Source organism: Deltaproteobacteria bacterium (assembly GCA_016875395.1).
Lineage (GTDB): Bacteria > Myxococcota_A > UBA9160 > UBA9160 > UBA6930 > VGRF01.
On record VGRF01000019.1, the window covers coordinates 69349 to 85954 of the forward strand.

General features: G+C 70.5%; 16 protein-coding genes. 1 reads left to right on the forward strand and 15 read right to left on the reverse strand.

Annotated features, from left to right (window positions below):
- Window positions 1-30 precede the first annotated feature (30 nt).
- The 4 genes from FJ091_14785 to pheA are packed head-to-tail and all read right to left on the reverse strand — an operon-like array spanning window position 31 to window position 4931.
- Window positions 31-1725 (reverse strand): 30S ribosomal protein S1, encoded by a 1695-nt coding sequence (locus FJ091_14785; GenBank protein MBM4384616.1) that lies wholly within the window; start codon window positions 1723-1725, stop codon window positions 31-33.
- A gap of 10 nt (window positions 1726-1735) precedes the next feature.
- The gene (locus tag FJ091_14790; GenBank protein MBM4384617.1) at window positions 1736-2716 is read right to left on the reverse strand and encodes a prephenate dehydrogenase/arogenate dehydrogenase family protein; all 981 of its coding nucleotides are present in this window, start codon (window positions 2714-2716) and stop codon (window positions 1736-1738) included.
- The gene (locus FJ091_14795) at window positions 2713-3798 is read right to left on the reverse strand and encodes a histidinol-phosphate transaminase (protein MBM4384618.1); all 1086 of its coding nucleotides are present in this window, start codon (window positions 3796-3798) and stop codon (window positions 2713-2715) included. Before FJ091_14795 ends, FJ091_14790 begins: the two co-directional genes overlap by 4 nt.
- Window positions 3795-4931 (reverse strand): prephenate dehydratase, encoded by a 1137-nt coding sequence (gene pheA / locus FJ091_14800; protein MBM4384619.1) that lies wholly within the window; start codon window positions 4929-4931, stop codon window positions 3795-3797. The genes FJ091_14795 and pheA overlap by 4 nt, the downstream gene beginning before the upstream one ends.
- A gap of 334 nt (window positions 4932-5265) precedes the next feature.
- On the opposite strand from pheA, the gene FJ091_14805 reads away from it, so the two are divergent.
- Window positions 5266-5913 (forward strand): dephospho-CoA kinase, encoded by a 648-nt coding sequence (locus FJ091_14805; GenBank protein ID MBM4384620.1) that lies wholly within the window; start codon window positions 5266-5268, stop codon window positions 5911-5913.
- Here the strand turns inward: FJ091_14805 and FJ091_14810 are convergent.
- From FJ091_14810 to FJ091_14860, 11 genes are all read right to left on the reverse strand, one after another.
- Window positions 5888-6688, reverse strand: a complete 801-nt coding sequence (locus FJ091_14810; protein MBM4384621.1) for a tryptophan synthase subunit alpha — start codon at window positions 6686-6688, stop codon at window positions 5888-5890. The two genes, FJ091_14805 and FJ091_14810, sit on opposite strands and share 26 nt — an antisense overlap.
- Window positions 6685-7887 carry a tryptophan synthase subunit beta gene (gene trpB / locus FJ091_14815; GenBank protein ID MBM4384622.1) on the reverse strand — a complete coding sequence of 401 codons (1203 nt, stop codon included), beginning with the start codon at window positions 7885-7887 and terminating at the stop codon, window positions 6685-6687. Before trpB ends, FJ091_14810 begins: the two co-directional genes overlap by 4 nt.
- Window positions 7884-8501, reverse strand: a complete 618-nt coding sequence (locus FJ091_14820) for a phosphoribosylanthranilate isomerase (protein MBM4384623.1) — start codon at window positions 8499-8501, stop codon at window positions 7884-7886. Before FJ091_14820 ends, trpB begins: the two co-directional genes overlap by 4 nt.
- The gene (trpC, locus tag FJ091_14825) at window positions 8498-9286 is read right to left on the reverse strand and encodes an indole-3-glycerol phosphate synthase TrpC (protein MBM4384624.1); all 789 of its coding nucleotides are present in this window, start codon (window positions 9284-9286) and stop codon (window positions 8498-8500) included. Before trpC ends, FJ091_14820 begins: the two co-directional genes overlap by 4 nt.
- Entirely contained in the window at window positions 9283-10305 is a 1023-nt protein-coding gene (gene trpD, locus FJ091_14830) for an anthranilate phosphoribosyltransferase (protein ID MBM4384625.1), read from the reverse strand. The genes trpC and trpD overlap by 4 nt, the downstream gene beginning before the upstream one ends.
- Complete coding sequence (locus FJ091_14835) at window positions 10302-10895, reverse strand: aminodeoxychorismate/anthranilate synthase component II (GenBank protein ID MBM4384626.1); 594 nt, start codon at window positions 10893-10895, stop codon at window positions 10302-10304. The genes trpD and FJ091_14835 overlap by 4 nt, the downstream gene beginning before the upstream one ends.
- A gap of 2 nt (window positions 10896-10897) precedes the next feature.
- Window positions 10898-12385: an anthranilate synthase component I gene (gene trpE, locus FJ091_14840; GenBank protein MBM4384627.1), complete on the reverse strand. Its 1488-nt coding sequence runs from the start codon at window positions 12383-12385 to the stop codon at window positions 10898-10900.
- 127 nt (window positions 12386-12512) lie between these two features.
- Window positions 12513-14984, reverse strand: coding sequence for an LPS-assembly protein LptD (locus tag FJ091_14845; protein MBM4384628.1), 2472 nt, complete (start codon window positions 14982-14984; stop codon window positions 12513-12515).
- 130 nt (window positions 14985-15114) lie between these two features.
- Window positions 15115-15759 (reverse strand): Crp/Fnr family transcriptional regulator, encoded by a 645-nt coding sequence (locus FJ091_14850; GenBank protein ID MBM4384629.1) that lies wholly within the window; start codon window positions 15757-15759, stop codon window positions 15115-15117.
- A 56-nt stretch (window positions 15760-15815) separates the two neighbouring features.
- Entirely contained in the window at window positions 15816-16328 is a 513-nt protein-coding gene (locus FJ091_14855) for a TlpA family protein disulfide reductase (protein ID MBM4384630.1), read from the reverse strand.
- Window positions 16316-16606, reverse strand: a 291-nt coding sequence (locus tag FJ091_14860; protein MBM4384631.1) for a cytochrome c biogenesis protein CcdA, incomplete at its 5' end; no start/stop codon positions are given. The genes FJ091_14860 and FJ091_14855, both read right to left, overlap by 13 nt.

Sequence of the window (16606 nt, forward strand, 5' to 3'; positions counted from 1 at the left end):
GGCCCCGGCCCACTGGAAGTAGGTCCCTAATTACTCGCCTGATTCCTTCTTGGCGAGCTTCTCCTTCAGCAGGTCGCCGAAGGTCGTGGTCTGCGAGGTCGACTGTCGCTGCACGTGGCGCTTCAGCTCCTCTCGCAGCTCACGGTCGGTGAGCGCGCGAATCGACAGCGAGATCTTCTGGTCGACCGGGTCGACTCGCGTGACGACCGCGCGGACCTCTTGGCCCACGCTCACCACGTCGCTCGGCTTCGAGACGGGCTCGACCGAGAGATCGTTGCTGTAGATCAGCCCCTCGACGCCGGCGTCGAGCTTCACGAACGCGCCGAACTCGACCACGCTCGTGACCGCGCCGGTGATCTCCGAGCCCACCGGGTAGCGCTTGATGATGTCGTCCCAGGGATTCGGCGTGAGCTGCTTGACGCCGAGCGAGAACTTCTCGTTCTCGCGATCGATCTTCAGAACGATCGCTTCGACCTCGTCGCCCTCGTTGTACTTGTCCTTGGGATGCTTGATCTGCTCGGTCCACGAGATGTCCGAGACGTGGACCAGGCCGTCGATGCCTTCCTCGAGCCCGACGAAGAGCCCGAAGTTGGTGATGTTGCGGACCGGACCGCGCACGCGCGTGCCGACCGGGTACTTCTCCTCGATCAGCGACCACGGGTTCGGCTCGATCTGCTTCATGCCGAGCGAGATCTTGCGGTTGCCCTCGTCGACGTCGAGCACCACGGCTTCCACCGTGTCGTTCAGGTTCACCATCTTCGACGGGTGCTTGATGCGCTTCGTCCACGACATCTCGGAGATGTGGACGAGGCCCTCGATGCCCGGCTCGAGCTCGAGGAACGCGCCGTAGTCGGTGAGCGACACCACGCGGCCCTGGATGCGGCGGCCGAGCGGATACTTCATCGCCGCGTCGCGCCACGGATCGGGCTGGATTTGCTTCAGGCCCAGCGAGACGCGCTCGCTCTCGATGTCGAAGCGCAGCACCTTCACCTTGAGCTCGTCGCCCACGCGGAACAGCTCGCTCGGGTGATTCACGCGGCCCCACGACATGTCGGTCACGTGCAGCAGGCCGTCGAGGCCGCCGAGATCGATGAACGCACCGTAGTCGGTGATGTTCTTGATCACGCCGTCGACGATCTGGCCTTCTTGCAGCGTCTGCAGCGTCGTCGCGCGCATGCGCTCGCGCTCCTTCTCGAGGAGCGCGCGCCGCGAGAGCACGATGTTCCCGCGCCGCTTGTTGAACTTGATGATCTTGAACTGGAGGCGCTCGCCGAGCAGCGCCTCGAGATTGCGCACGGGGCGCAAGTCGACCTGCGAGCCGGGCAGGAACGCCTTCACGCCGATGTCGACGCTGAGGCCGCCCTTCACGCGCGAGATGACTTTGCCTTCGACCGACTCGTCGGCCTCGAAGGCCTTGCTGATCTCGTCCCAGATCTTGAGACGGTCGGCCTTCTCCTTGCTGAGGACGATGTAGCCGTCCTCGTCCTCGACCTCTTCGATGAACACGTCGACCGGGTCACCGGGCTTGACGAGCAAGCGGCCCGACTCGTCCATGAATTCCCAGGCGTCGATCAGGCCTTCGGACTTGAAGCCCACGTCGATCTGCACGTGGTCTTGATCTGCGGCGAGCACGCGTCCCTTGACGACCTCGCCTTCCTTGAGCTTGGGCGCGTCCTTCGCGAACAGCTCCGCGAACGACATGCCGGTGGTGGGTTGTTGAGACATGAGACTGAGATCACTCCTTGGTGGCCGCCGACTTGGCGGCCTTGTTCGTTTCCGGACGTGGATGTGCGCCTCCGGAGTGGGCGTTCGCCCCGCCCTGCGCGAGCTGATCGCGCGCGGCGGTGAGAAGTGAGGTGACGCTCGCGGCGTCGCCGCTCTCGATCGCACGGGCGAGCGCGGCGGCGCGCTCAGCGGCGAAGAGCAGCGGCGCTGCGAGCGCCTGCTTGTTGTTCACGAGGATGTCGGCCCACATCGCGGGATCGCTCGCCGCGATGCGCGTGAAGTCGCGAAAGCCCGTGCCCGCGAGCTCGCGCGCGGCGACCGGCGCGCCTTCGAGCGAGGCGGCGAACGCGAAGGCGATCGCGTGCGGCGCGTGGCTCACCCAGGCCACCTCCTCGTCGTGGCGCTGCGCCGAGCGGCGCAGCACGCGGCAGCCGAGCGCGCGCCAGAGCCAGATCACGCGCTCCTCGGCGGCGGCGTTCGCCGGCTTCGCAGGCGTGACGATGCAGGCCGCGCTCTCGAACAAGTCCGCGCGCGCATGCGCGTAGCCCGTGTGGTGGCTGCCGGCCATCGGGTGCGAGCCGACGTAACAAGTGCCGCTCGGGAGCAGCGGCGGCAGCGACTCGGCGAGAGTCGCCTTCACGCTGCCCACGTCCGTCACGATTGCGCCCGGCGCGAGATGCGGCGCCAGCCCCGCGAGCAGGGCCGGCATCGCGTGTACCGGGCTCGCGAGCACCACGAGGTCCGCGCCGCGCACGCCTGCCGCGAGGTCCAGCTCCGCGCGATCCGCGATGCCGCGCGCGAGGACCTCGCGCTGCGCCTCCGCGCGGCGCACGACCGCGACCACTTCGCGCGCGAGGCGCCGCTCGCGCACCGCGAGCGCGACGGAACCGCCGAGCAAGCCCGTGCCGACGACGGCGACGCGCTCGAAGTGATTCGCGCTGCCGCGCTCACTTCGCTCGCCTGCGGCAGGCCGCGCGCTTCGCGTGCTCATCGCTGCGCTCGCCACTGCTGCAGCGCCTTCACGCAGCGCTCGTTCTCTTCCGCAGTGCCGATGCTGATGCGGATGTGCCCCGGCATCCCGAAGCCCGCGAGCGGCCGCACGATCACGCCTTGCTTCAGCAGCGCGTCGTATGCACCGACGCCCGCATCGGCGAGCAGGTAGTTCGCGTCGGTCGGCCACGTGGGAACGCCGAGCGCACGCAGCTCGCGCTCGAAATACGCGATGCCGTCGGCGTTCACCCGCTGCGTGCGCGCGACGTGCTCCGCGTCGTCGAGCGCAGCGACCGCGGCCTCCTCGGCGAGCAGGTTCAGGTTGAACGGATGCCGCGCGCGCTCGAGGTAGTCGATCGTCTCGACGTCACCGATGCCGTAGCCGACGCGCAGGCCCGCGAGGCCGTAGATCTTCGAGAACGTGCGCATGATCAGCGTGCCCGGGCGCTTCGCGACCCACGCGAGCGAGTCCGGGAAGTCCGCGCGCCGCACGAACTCGTAGTACGCCTCGTCGATCAGCAGCAGCACGTCCGCGGGCAGCGACGCCACGAAGGCGTCGAGCTCCGTGCGGCCCACGCTCGTGCCGGTGGGGTTGTTGGGATTGCAGACCATCACGACGCGCGTGCGGGGCGTGATCGCGGCGCGCATCGCAGGCAGGTCGTGCACGAGCGCGGGCGTGAGCGGCACGGGCACCGGCGTTCCGCCCATGCCCTTGGTCACGATCGGGTACATCGCGAACGACGGCCACGCGTAGACGACTTCGTCGCCTGGGCCGATGAAAGACTTCGCCATCAGCTCGAAGATCTCGTCGCCGCCGCAGCCGAACACGAGCTGGTTGCCGGCGACGCCCAGACGCTTCGCGAGCTTGGTGCGCAGCTTGAAGCTCGCGCCGTCGGGGTAGCGGTTCACCCGTGCGGCGGCGGCGGCGATCGCCGCAAGCGCCTTCGGCGAAGGCCCGAGCGGGTTCTCGTTCGAGGCGAGCTTGGTCGCGGACTTGATGCCGAGCTCGCGCTCGAGCTCCTCGATCGGCTTGCCCGGCTTGTAGGGCTCGATGCCCGGGATCCACGGCTTGACGTGCGTCACGCGGTTTCTCCCGGACGCAGGTTCGTCGCGCGCGGGAAGGAGCCGAGCACGCGCCACGAGGTCGCGAGCTTCGCGGCGTCGGCGCAGGCGGCCTGCACGCGCTCCTCGCTGTGGTGGCCCTCGAGGTCGATGAAGAACACGTACTCCCAGGGCGTGCCCTTCAGCGGGCGCGCCTGGATGCTGGTGAGATTCACGCCGTGCGCGGCGAAGGGCGCGAGCAGGCGATGCAGCGCGCCGCTCTCGCTCTTGCGCACGGTGTACGCGAGGCACGTGAGGTCGTTGCCGCTCGGCGCCGGCGCGTCGCCGCCGAGCACCACGAAGCGCGTCGTGTTGTCGCGGCGATCCTCGATGCTCGACGCGACCGTCTGTAGCCCCGCGAGCTCGCCCGCGAGCGCGCTCGCGATCGCCGCGGTGCCAGGCTCCTTCTGCGCGAGCGCGGCGGCGGCGGCGGTGCTAGCGACCTCGTAGCGCTCCACGCCCGGCAAGTGGCGATCGAGCCAGTGCCGGCACTGCGCGAGCGGCTGCGGATGCGAGGCGACGCGCTTCACGTCTTCGAGCGCGCCGCTCTGCGAGAGCAGGCAGTGCGAGATGCGCAGCACCGTCTCGCCGCACAGCGCGAGGCGCGAGTCGACGAGCGCATCGAGCGTCTGCGTGACGACGCCATCGGTGGAGTTCTCGACGGGCACGATGCCGTGGTCCGCCTCCTTGCGTTCCACCGCGGTGAGCACGTCCGAGATCGTCGCGACGCCGATGTAGTCCGCCTGCTCGCCGAACGTCGCGCGGGCGGCCGCGTGCGAGAACGTGCCCTCGGGTCCGAGGTACGCGATGCGCAGGCGCGCCTCGAGCGAGCGCGTGGCCGAGACGATCTCGCGGAACACGGCGCGAATGCCCGAGGCGGGGAACGCGCCGCGATTGCCGCGCACGAGCGCGTCGACGAGATCGCGCTCGCGCGCCGCGCGGTAGATCGAGCTGCGCTCGGAGCGCTTGAGCTCGCCGACCTGCTTCACGAGCTCCGCGCGCTTGTTGAGCTCGGCGAGAAGGTCGCGATCCACCGCGTCGATCGCGGCGCGCAGGCGCGCGAGCTCACGCTCGCCCTCACCCGACGCCGTCGTCTTCGCCTTCGGATCGCCCATGCTCCCCTTTCGCGCGTGCCTTCGGCATCGACCGATCACACGCGCGCCAAAACCGAGTGCCAGACCGAATCACAGGACGAGACGCGACTGCGCGAACGAGCGAGAAGTCGCGTAACCCCGCGAAAAAGCTGGCGCAGCTTATCGGCGGCGCTCCGGCGAGTCAAAGCCGAAACGCCGGAATCCTGCGCGCTTCCGCGGGGTTACCGCGCCGAGCCCCGCGGGACGAAGATCGGCGTCAGAGACTGGCGTTTTAGGAGACCAGCACCGCTGGCCGCAGACGCTGGCGATGCGACCCGGAAGTGACCCGGCCCGCGCGATTCGGCACGCTGGCGCGATGACGCGCATCGTCGGGCTCACGGGCGGGATCGGGACGGGGAAGAGCACGGTCTCGCGCATGCTGACGGCCCTCGGCGCCGCGGTCGTGGACGCGGACGCGATCGTGCACGAGCTGCAGGCGCCGGGGATGCCCATGGTCGCGGAGATCGCCCGCGCTTTCGGGCCGGAGTTCGTCGGCCCGGACGGGGCCCTCGACCGCGCGCGGCTGCGGGAGCTCGTGTTCCGCGACCCCGAGGCCCGAAGGCGTCTCGGGGAGATCACCCACCCCGCAGTCGGCCGCGAAATGCTGGCGCGCGTCGAGGCCGCCCGCGCCGCCGGGACCGCGCTCGTCGTGATGGACAACCCCCTGCTCTTCGAGGGCCGCGCGCGCCGGGTCGCCGCGAATCCCGCGCTCGCCCCTCACGACCGCGGCGAGGACTCGATCCTCGTGTACGCGCCCGCGGAGACGCAGATCGCGCGCCAGATCGCGAGGGACGGCGTGACCCGCGAGCTCGCGCTCCAGCGCCTCGCGGCGCAGCTGCCGATCGAGGCGAAGCGCGCCCTCGCGACTCACGTGATCGACAACTCCGGCGGGCTCGACGCCACCGAGCGTCAGGTGCGCGAGCTGTACGCGAAGCTGGTCAGCGCGGCTTCAGCGCGCCCTTGATCTCGCGCGCGAACTTCGCGACGGCGTCGACCGCCGCGGCCTTGCTGCCCGCGCGCTCGATCAACGCGACGATCGCGCTGCCCACCGCGACGCCGTCGGCGTAGCGGCAGACCTCGGCGGCGTGCTCGGGGCGCGAGATGCCGAAGCCCACGATCACCGGGACATCGCTGAGCGCGTGGACTGCGCGAACGCCCTGCTCGATTCCGCTCGCCAGCTCGCTGCGCGCCGCGGTCACGCCCGTCAGCGAGACGTAGTAGAGAAAGCCGCGCGTGTTGTGGACGAGCATGCGCATGCGCGCGGGCGTGGTGGTGGGCGAGCCGAGCAGCGCAGCATCGACGCCGTGCTTTGCGAACGCGCCGTAGAGGTCGGCGCCCTCTTCCGGCGGCAAGTCGGGACAGAGGATTCCGTCGATGCCGGCGTCCGCGCATGCCGCTGCGCAGCCTTCGGCGCCGAGTGCGTAGAACGGATTCGCGTAGCCCATCAGCAGCAGCGGAATCTTCACCTGCGGGCGCAGCTTCGCGACGAGCGGCAGCACCTTGCGCAGCGTCGTGCCGCGCGCGAGCGCGCGCTCGCTCGCGCGCTGAATCGTGGGACCGTCGGCGCTCGGATCGGAGAACGGGATGCCGATCTCGATCATGTCGGCGCCATTTTCCGCGAGCGCGAGGATCATCTCCGACGTCGTTTCGAGATCGGGGTCGCCGGCGGTGATGAACGGAGCGAAGCCGCCTTCGCGCGCCGCGCGCAGCGCAGCGAAACGTTCCGCGATACGGGTCATCGAGGTTTTCGCTTCGCGAGGATCTCGCGCACCTGGGGCGCGTCCTTGTCGCCGCGGCCCGAGAGGTTCAACACCACGAGCGCGCCCGGCATCTGCGCCGCGAGCTTCGGCAGATACGCGATCGCATGGGCGGGCTCGAGCGCGGGCAGCAGGCCCTCGATGCGCGCGAGGTGTTGGAAGGCAGCGAGCGCTTCCTCGTCCGTCACCGAGACGTACGTCGCGCGGCCGATCTCGTGGAAGTGCGCGTGCTCGGGGCCGACACCGGGGTAGTCGAGGCCCGCCGAGATCGAGTGCGCCGGGAAGATCTGTCCGTCGTCGTCCGCGAGGACGAGCGTGCGCTGGCCATGAAGAATGCCCGGCACACCCGCGCCGATCGTCACGCCGTGGCGTCCCGTCGCGATGCCCTCGCCCGCGGGCTCGACGCCGAACATCTTCACGCTCGCGTCGTCCTTGAACGGGTGGAAGAGGCCCATCGCGTTCGAGCCGCCGCCCACGCATGCGACGAGCGCGTCCGGCAGACGCCCCGCCTGCGCGACGATCTGCTCGCGCGCCTCGACGCCGATCACGCGCTGGAGGTCGCGCACCAGCGTCGGGTACGGGTGCGGCCCCATCACCGAGCCGATGCAGTAATAAGTCGAGCGCACGTTCGTGACCCAGTCGCGCAGCGCCTCGTTGATCGCGTCCTTCAGCGTGCGCGAGCCGCACGTCACGGCGTGCACCTTCGCGCCGAGCAGCTCCATGCGGAACACGTTCAGCGCCTGGCGCTGCACGTCCTCCTCGCCCATGAACACTTCGCACTGGAGGCCGAGCAGCGCGCACGCCGTCGCCGTCGCCACGCCGTGCTGGCCCGCGCCGGTCTCCGCGATCACGCGCGGCTTGCCCATGTGCTTCGCGAGCAGCGCCTGCCCGAGCACGTTGTTGATCTTGTGCGCGCCGGTGTGCGCGAGGTCCTCGCGCTTCAGGTAGACGGTGAGGCCGGTCTCCGCCGAGAGCCGCTTCGCGTGATAGAGCGGCGTCGGACGGCCGGCGTAGTGCCGTAACAAGTCGCCGAGCTCGCGCCGAAACTCGGGCGAGCCGGTGATGCGCGGGATCGCGGCTTCGAGCTCGTCGAGCGCGGCGATCAACGACTCGGCGACGTAGCGGCCCCCGAAGCTGCCGAAGCGCCCGCGGCTCGGCCCGGGCGCGAGCGACTCGCTCATTTCGACGCCTCGCGTACGGCCTTCACGAAGGCCGCGATCTTCGCCGCGTCCTTGCGGAAGCTCGCGCCGTCGACGCCCGTCGCGACGTCGACGCCCCACGGCAGCACGTCGCCCACCGCGGCGATCGCCTCGGCCACGTTCTCGGGGTTGAGGCCGCCGGCCAGGATCACGTCGGTGCCCGCCGAGATCAGCGGCTCCGCCTCGCTCCAGTCCCACGCCTTGCCCTTGCCGCCGCCTTCGGTCGGGTGATCCAGTAACAAGATCGCGCTCGGGAACTGCTCGATCGCCTCCATGTCGGCGCCGCGCACGGCCTTGATCACGGGCAGATCGACGAGCTCGATGTCCTCTTCCGTCTCGTCGCCGTGGAACTGGATGCGCTCGAGGTCGACCCGCCGCATCACCTTCTGGATCTCGACGAGCGGCGCATTCGCGAACACCGCCACGCGCTCGATCTGGCCCGCGACGCGCGCTGCGATCTTCTCGCCTTGGTCGATCGAGAGATGGCGCGGCGACGCGGGCACGAAGTTGAGGCCGATCAGGTCGACGCCCGCGTCGACGCACATCGCTGCGTCGTCGGGGTGGGTGATCCCGCACACCTTGATGCGAACCGTCACGCGATGCCTCGGAGTTTGCGAAGCGCGAGCCCGACGTCCGGCTCGCGCATCAATGATTCGCCGACGAGGTAGCCATGCGCGCCCGAACGCGCGAGCCGCTCCACGTCCGCGGGGCCGAAAATACCGCTCTCCGCGACGACGCAGGCACGGCCCGCGGCGCGCGGCGCGAGCCGCTGGGTCACGCCGAGGTCGGTGTGGAACGAGCGCAGGTCGCGGTTGTTGATGCCGATCAGCGCAGCGCCGCTCGCGAGCGCGACCTCCAGCTCCGCCTCGTCGTGCACCTCGACGAGCACCTCGAGGCCGAGCGACGCCGCGTGCTTCGCGAACGCGGCGATCTCGGCGGGCGAGAGCGCCGCGACGATCAGCAGCACCGCGTCGGCGCCGGCCACGCGCGCCTCGTCGATCTGGTACGCGTCGACGACGAAGTCTTTCCGCAACAGCGGCACGGGCGTCACCGCGCGCACGGCTTCGAGCACGGACAGCGAGCCGCCGAAGTACTGCTCGTCCGTGAGCACGGAGATCGCAGCGGCGCCCGCCGCGGTGTACGCGCGCGCGATCGCGACTGGATCGCAGTCGCGGCGGATCTCGCCCTTGCTCGGCGACTTCCGCTTGATCTCGGCGATCACGCGAACGCCCTCGCCGCGCTCGAGCGAACCGCGCAAGCTCGCGACGCGGCGCGTGCACGCGCGGGCGCGCGCGGCGAGCGCGTCCGCGCTCTCGCGCGACTTCGCCGCCGCGACCTCTTCGCGCTTCGTCGCGAGGATGCGGGCCAGGATCGTGCTCACGCCCGCACCGCCTGCGTCGCCGCCGCGAGCGCCGCCAGCTTCGCCTTCGCGGCGCCCGAGGCGACGCTCTCGCGCGCGAGCGCAACGCCCGCCGCGACGTCACGCGCGGCGCCGGCCACGAACAGCGCCGCGCCCGCGTTCACCAGCACGATGTCGAGCGCCGCGCCCGGCTCGCCCGCGAGCACGCCACGCGCGATGCGCGCGTTCTCCTGCGCGTCGCCTCCGCGCAGCGCCTCGGGCTTCGCACGCGCCACGCCGAGCGCCTCGGGCTCGAGCGTCGTCGCCTGCACACGGCCCGCGTCGAGCAGCGCCGCGAACGTGCGCCCCGTCGTCGTGATCTCGTCGAGCCCGTCCTCGCCGTGCACGACGAGCGCGCGCTCGCTGCCGAGCTCCCCCAACACCTGGGCGAGCGTCTCCACCAGCCCGCGCGCGTACACGCCGATCAGCTGCCGCTTCGCGCCCACCGGCGAGAGCAGCGGTCCCATGGCGTTCATCAGCGTGCGATGCGGAAGCTCGGCGCGCACCGGGGCGACGAAGCGCATCGCGGGATGCGCGCGGCGCGCGAAGAACGGCGCGATGCCGACCTCGCCGAGAATGCGCGATGCCGCCGCCACCGGGATGTCGCCGTTCACGCCGAGCGCTTCGAGCACGTCGAAGCTGCCGCACTTGCTCGTGGCCGCGCGGTTGCCGTGTTTCGCGACCGGGACGCCTGCGCCCGCGACGACGAACGCCGCGACGGTGGAGATGTTGAACGTGCTGGCGCCGTCGCCGCCGGTGCCGCAGGTATCGACCGTGCGCGCGTCGCCGAGCACGGCGGTATCCGCGTGCTTGCGCAGCGCGCGCGCCACCGCCGCCAGCTCGCGCGCGGTCTCGCCCTTGGTGCGCAGCGCGACGAGCAGCGCCGCGATCTGCACGGGCGTCGCCTCGCCGCGCGCGATCGTGTCGAAGGCCGCCTCGAGCGCCGCGGCGGGCACTTCGGTGCGCTCCGCCGCGAGCGCGATCGCCTGCGCGAGGCTCATGCCGCCGCTCGCGGCGCGCAGCGCGCGAGGAAGTTCGCGAGCAGGCGCTTGCCGTCGCGCGTGAGGATCGATTCGGGATGGAACTGCACGCCCTCGACCGGCAGCGAGCGATGCCGCACGCCCATGATCTCGCCGTCCTCGGTGCGCGCCGTGACTTCGAGCACCGCGGGGCACGTCGCGGGCTCGATCACGAGACTGTGGTAGCGGGTCGCTTCGAGCGGCGTCGCGAGGCCGGCGAACACACCGCGCTGCTCGTGGTGAATCTGCGAGGTCTTGCCGTGCATGAGGCGCTTCGCCGAGACGATGCGCCCGCCGAACACCTCGCCGATCGCCTGATGCCCGAGACACACGCCGAGCACTGGCGTGCCGCGCTCGGCGAACGCGCGCACGGCCTGCATCGAGACGCCGGCGGCGTCGGGGCGTCCGGGCCCGGGCGAGATCACGAGCCCGTCGACAGCGCGCGCCAGCAGCGCCGCGAGCGGCTCCGCGTCGTTGCGCACCACCTCGACGCTCGCGCCGAGCTCGCCGAGGTACTGGAAGAGGTTGTACGTGAAGGAGTCGTAGTTATCGATCAGGAGGAGGCGCGGCATCGTCAGTCCGCCCCTTCGCGCGCCATGTCGATCGCCTGAATCAGCGCGCGCGCCTTGTTCTCGCACTCTTTGTATTCGAGGCGCGGATCGGAGTCGGCGACGATGCCGGCGCCGGCCTGCACGGAGACCTTGCCCCCGTGTGCGAGCATGGTTCGGATCGTGATCGCGAGGTCCATGTTCCCGGAGTAGTCGATGTAGCCGCAGCAGCCGCCGAACGGCCCGCGCCGCAGCGCCTCGAGCTCGTCGATGATCTCCATCGCGCGGACTTTCGGCGCGCCCGAGAGCGTGCCGGCGGGGAACGTCGCCCGTAACAAGTCGAGCCAGTCGAGCCCGCGGCGCAGCTTGCCCTGCACGTTCGAGACGATGTGCATCACGTGCGAGTAGCGCTCGATCGAGGCGTACTCGGTGACCTGCACGCTCCCCACCTCGGCCACGCGGCCCACGTCGTTGCGACCGAGATCGACGAGCATCGCGTGCTCCGCGATCTCCTTCGGATCGGTGCGCAGCTCCTGCTCCATCGCGAGATCGTCCGCGGCGTCGCGCCCGCGGCGGCGCGTGCCGGCGATGGGCCGCACGTCGACCTGGTCGCCCTCGAGGCGCACGAGGATTTCGGGCGACGAGCCGATCAGCACGCTCTCGCCCATGCGCAGGAAGAACAGGTACGGGCTCGGGTTGATGCGGCGCAGCTGGCGATAGAGCGAGAGCGGCTCGACTTGCAGCGGCACCGTGAAGCGCAGCCCGAGCACGACCTGGAAGATGTCGCCAGCGACCACGTACTCCTTCGCGCGCTTCACCGCGTCCTGATAACTCTCGGGCGTCATCGAGCGCACGAGCTCCATCGGCGCGCGCACTGCCGGGCGCCGCTCGTCGGCGGGGCGCGCGCCGCGGATGCGCGCGACCAGTGCGTCGATCTTCGCGCTCGCGTCGGCGTACGCCGCAGGCGCATCGCGCCCGTCGCGCAGGTCGACGTGATGCACGATCAGCGCGGTGTGCCGCAGGTTGTCGTAGACGACGACGCTGTCGGGGAAGCTGAACCACACGTCGGGCAGGCCGATCGGATCCGGGTTCGCGTCGGGAATTTTCTCGATGAAGCGCACCCAGTCGTAGCCGACCATGCCGACCGCGCCGCCGGTGAAGCGCGGCAGCTCGACACCGGGAAGTGTCACCGGGCGGAACTCCGCGAGACGCGCGCGCAGCACGGCGAGCGGATCTCCGCCCGCATCGAAGCGCCGCGTCTCGCCGCGCTCGGTCCACTCCACTTGCGAGCCCCGCGCGTGAAAGCGCGCGCGGCTACCGACGCCGATCAGGCTGTAGCGCGCCCACTTTTCGCCGCCCTGGACCGACTCGAGCAAGAATGAGGTCGCGCCGTCGTCGAGCGCGCGGAACAGCGAGAGCGGCGTGTCGAGGTCCGCGAGCACCTCGCGCACGACCGGGATCAGGTTTCCGCGCAGCGCGAGCTCGGCGAACTCGTCGGGCTGGGGGCGGATCACGGGAAGCCTCGGCTCGGGGCGCGGAAGTGCGCGAGAAGCCTCGTCTATCAGAGCCCGCGCGGGGCTGCAAACGCTACCGCATCCACTTCGCTCGGCTTCGCTCGGGGCTGCCTGGGTTGCCGCCGCGCTACTTGCGCACGATCGCGTCGCGGTCGCGCACGCGCATCGACTCGAAGGGGCGGATCAGGTCGTCGCCGGTGCCCAGGATCTTGTAGGAGATGCCGACCTCGAAGCCGCGCGAGCGCTCGTCTTCCGCCTCGACCCGAATCGCCCAGCACTTGCAGCGCGAGACGTACTCGAGGCCAAGCTGCTGGCGCACCGAGAACGTGCCCTCGAGCGAGTACTGGATGCGGTACGTGAGCGCGAAGCCGCGCAGCAGGGTCCAGCGCCCATAGAGATCGAATTGATCGATCTGGTCGAAGTTCTGCGAGAACTCGTCGAAGCGGTTGCTCGCGTAGCGGAAGCCCTCGAAGAACTTCGGGAGGTCGCGCACGAAGCGGTACGCGAACGCGACGTCGTTGCCGCGCTCGTCCGAATAGCCGAGCTCGAAGAGCGTCTCGTCGATCTGCGTCTCGTCGATGTCGAAGCCGACGTCGAAGCGCGACCGCCAGCGCTTCGCAGGGAAGACCGCGCCGCTGAGGAAGACGTTGCGCACGGAGTCGCCCGCGAAATCCCACCACGCGGTGAGCGTGACGTCGCCCAATAGGCGCGGCGGGTCGCCCTCTTCCGCGCCCGCGACGTAGAAGCGATTCCCGAGCGCGACGTGCAGCGCCTCCACCTGCTCGATGCGATCCGCCGGATCGCGAATCAAGCTGATCGGCTCGAGCGCCCGCAGCCGCGACTGCAGGATGTCGGAGCGCGGGATGAAGAGGGGATTGTTGCGCTGGCGCGCGTTGCCGATCTGTTCCACCCACGCGAACCCCACGCTCGGCTCGAGCAGATGCGTCGTGCGGCGATCCGTGAACGGCAGCGGCAGTGAGCGGCGCAGGCGCGCGCGCAGATCGAAGTTGCCCGTGACGAGGTTGCGCGCCTCGCTCCCGCGCCGGTGCGTCTCGTAGAGCGTTCCGTAATAAGCGACCTCGGGAAGGAACTCGACGATGTCGCCGAGCCGCACCGGGAAGTAGAGCCGCGGGTTCAGCACGAGGCGGTGCCCGCGGTCGGCGAGCAGCTCGCCCTCTTGGAAGACGCCGTCGCCCTCGCGCCCGCTGGAGTTCGACAGCGCATCGAAGTCGTCGAGCGCTTCGTCGAGCAGGCTCGCTGCGCCGGTCGCGAGGTTGCGCTCGAAGCCGGTGGGAACGCCGTCGAGGCCGGTGTCGAGGAACAGCCCGTTCGGCCCGAGCGCCGCGCCGGGGAATCTCCCCCGCACGCTCTCGAACGCGGTGAAGTGCGTGTAACGCGCGTCGAACGCCCAGAACACGCGCTGGCCGAACACGCCGCTCGGGAGCGCGCCCGCGCGCACGTCGGGCAGGCGCTGCAGCCACGTGCGGTCGCGGTCGAGGTTGTTGGGGTTCTGCAGGTCGTCCGCGACGCGCACTTCGCCAGCGACGCCGAGCTGGTCGCGCGCGCCGAAGCGGTTCTCGGCGAAGGCGAGCGAGTCGATGTGGCGGTCGTTGCGGCGCTCGGCGTACTCGCGGAAGTCGAACGGGAAGAGGTTGTCCGACAGCAGCGTGACGTCCGCCTTCGCGCGCCAGCCGCCGGGGAGATCCAGTTGGTCGTGAACCCAATCGAGCGCCCAGCGATCGTCGTCGAACGGCGTCGCGGGCTTGCTGCGGCTCACCTCGTCGTCGTTGAACAGGAACGTGCCGTACGCCTCTCCCGAGGACCGCTCGCCGACGACGTACTCGAGCGAGAGCTCGGGCTTGAAGCCGCGCTTGGTCAAGTAGCGCGGCGCGATCGTCACGTTCAGCGGATCGCCCACGGCCCAGAAGTACGGCAGGCCGACCTCGAGACCGGTGCGCGAGCTCGTGCGCACTTCTGGGAATAACAACCCGCTCTCGCGCTCGGTCTTCACGGGGTACTTCAGCCACGGCAGCCACAGCACCGGCACGCCGAGGATGTCGATCGTCGAGTTGCGCGCGGTCGCGTAGCCGCCGACTTCGATGTCGAGCGCTTCCGAATTCACGAGCCACGGCGTGCGCTCGCCTTCCGGGCACTCGCAGGTCGTGAAGCGTGCGTCCTCGAGGCGGTAAGCGTCCTCGCCGCGGCGCTCGATCACCTCACCTTCGAGCGTGAAGTCGTGCTCCTGCGACTCGACGCTGCCCTGCAGCACGATGCCGGTCTGTTCGTCGAGCTGGAAGCGCGTCGCGCGCGCGTGCACGAGATCGTCGGACTCGCGCGCGATCACGTTCCCGACCGCCATGCCTCGCCGCGTCGTGCTGCTGAACGCGATCCAGTCCGCGCTCAGCACGCGCCCTTCCTGCGCGATCTGCACGCCGCCGCGCGCCACGTAGACATCGCCTTCGCGCTCGTACGTGATGTCGTCCGCGCTGAGATCGAACGAGCGGTTGCCGATGCGGAAGGTCTTGCGCTCGGGCGCGTCGGCGCCCTGTGCCTGCGCGCCCGCGCCGAGCGCAGCGATCAGCGCGAGCGCGGCGAGCACGGGGCGAAGGCGACGGCTTGCGAACGACAGAGCTGCGCCCCCGGCAGTTGGGCGCGCCGCGCCCGAAGGAAGGCGACGCTAGCGGCAGCGCGTGATGGCAGCGACGCCCGGGGGCGCGCGGCCGGCCGCCCTACTCGCCCGGATCGAGCGCCGCCGCGAGCGCGTCGAAGTCGCGGATTTCGAGCTCGTCGTCGACCAGGCGCAGCAGCTTCTGGTCGATCAGCTGATTCAGCGCGCGGTGCGCCTCGACCATCCGCAGCCCGGCGTCGCTCGCGAGCTTGCGCAGCGTGGTCGGGACGCGCGCCGTCTTCTCACCCGGATTCGCGGCGCGCAGCAGCACGCGCACGACGGGGCGTAACAAGTCGTCCACACCGAGCGCGCTGAGGCGCTGCTCGAGCTCGATGGCGCGCTCGGCGAGCCGCTGGATCACGCGCATCGCGATCTCGGGCCGATCGGCGCACATCGCCTCGAAGGTCGCGCGGTCGAGCTGGAGCAGCCGCGTGTCGCCCACCGCCACGGCGCGCGTGGTGCGCTCGCGCCCGAGCAGCACCGCGATCTCGCCGAAGAAGTCGCCCGGGCCGTAGCGCGCGATCACGCGCCCGCCTTCGCCGGCGCTGTCGCGCCTGAGCTCGACGTTGCCCGCCTGCACCACGAACAGCACGTCGCCGGGCTGGCCGGCGTCGTAGATCACGTCACCGGACGCAAAGCGCCGCTCGTAGGTGCTGCGCACGGCGAAGCCGGTGTCCTCGCGCTGATCCTGGGCTGACTTGCTCACGCCAGTTTTTTCGGCGCGGCTCGGGGCGCTCTTGAGGCGCCAGCGCGGCTCGAGGCTCAGTCGCGCGCGAGGAGCGGCGCCACCGTTTCTTCGAGCTCCGGCAGCGTCATCACGCCCACGTGCGCAGATGCGATCTGGCCCTGCGCGTCGACCACGTAGAGCGTGGGGAAGCCGGGCACGCCGTAATCGATGGCGAGCCCCTCGTCGCCGTAGAGCACGGGGTAGTTCATGCCCTTCTCGCGCGCGAAGGGCGCCACGGCATCGCGGTCCCAGTCCACGCTCACGCCCAGCACGTGCACGCGGCCCGCGTACTTGCGCTGAAACTCGATCAGCACCGGGATCGTCTCCTCGCACGGCCCACACCACGTGGCCCAGAAGTCGACGAGCACGGGCTTGCCGCGCAGCGACGCGAGCGAGACCTGCCCGCCATCGAGCGTCTCGAGCGTGAAGTCCGGTGCGGGCTCGCTCGTGGTGGCCGCGGCGGCGGGCGGCGGGTCGAACGGCGGATCGCACGCGGCGAGGGTCGCGCCAACCAACACGAGCGCGAGCGCGAGCTTCACAGCAGCCACGATTCGAGCGCCTCCACCCAGTCGTTCAGGAACGCGAGGCGCGCGTTGAACCACGTGAACGCGTCGAAGAACACCATCGCGCCCACCCCCACGAGCAGCGCGCCGCTCGCGATTTCGAGCGCGCGGAACTGCTTCTTCACGGCGGCGAACGTCGCGAAGAACCAATCGAGGCTCCACGCCGCAGCGAGAAACGGGATGGCGAGTCCCGCGGAGTAGACCGCGAGCAGCGCGATGCCGGCGCCCACCGTTTCATGCTGCATCGCGAGTGTGTAGATGCC

Coding starts and splice junctions, on each gene's coding strand:
- pheA (MBM4384619.1), bottom strand. CDS start 4,931: ATGGGCGATCCGAAGGCGAAGACGACGGCGTCGGGTGAGGGCGAGCGT.
- trpD (MBM4384625.1), bottom strand. CDS start 10,305: ATGAGCCTCGCGCAGGCGATCGCGCTCGCGGCGGAGCGCACCGAAGTG.
- FJ091_14805 (MBM4384620.1), top strand. CDS start 5,266: ATGACGCGCATCGTCGGGCTCACGGGCGGGATCGGGACGGGGAAGAGC.
- trpB (MBM4384622.1), bottom strand. CDS start 7,887: ATGAGCGAGTCGCTCGCGCCCGGGCCGAGCCGCGGGCGCTTCGGCAGC.
- FJ091_14785 (MBM4384616.1), bottom strand. CDS start 1,725: ATGTCTCAACAACCCACCACCGGCATGTCGTTCGCGGAGCTGTTCGCG.
- FJ091_14835 (MBM4384626.1), bottom strand. CDS start 10,895: ATGCCGCGCCTCCTCCTGATCGATAACTACGACTCCTTCACGTACAAC.
- FJ091_14810 (MBM4384621.1), bottom strand. CDS start 6,688: ATGACCCGTATCGCGGAACGTTTCGCTGCGCTGCGCGCGGCGCGCGAA.
- FJ091_14790 (MBM4384617.1), bottom strand. CDS start 2,716: ATGAGCACGCGAAGCGCGCGGCCTGCCGCAGGCGAGCGAAGTGAGCGC.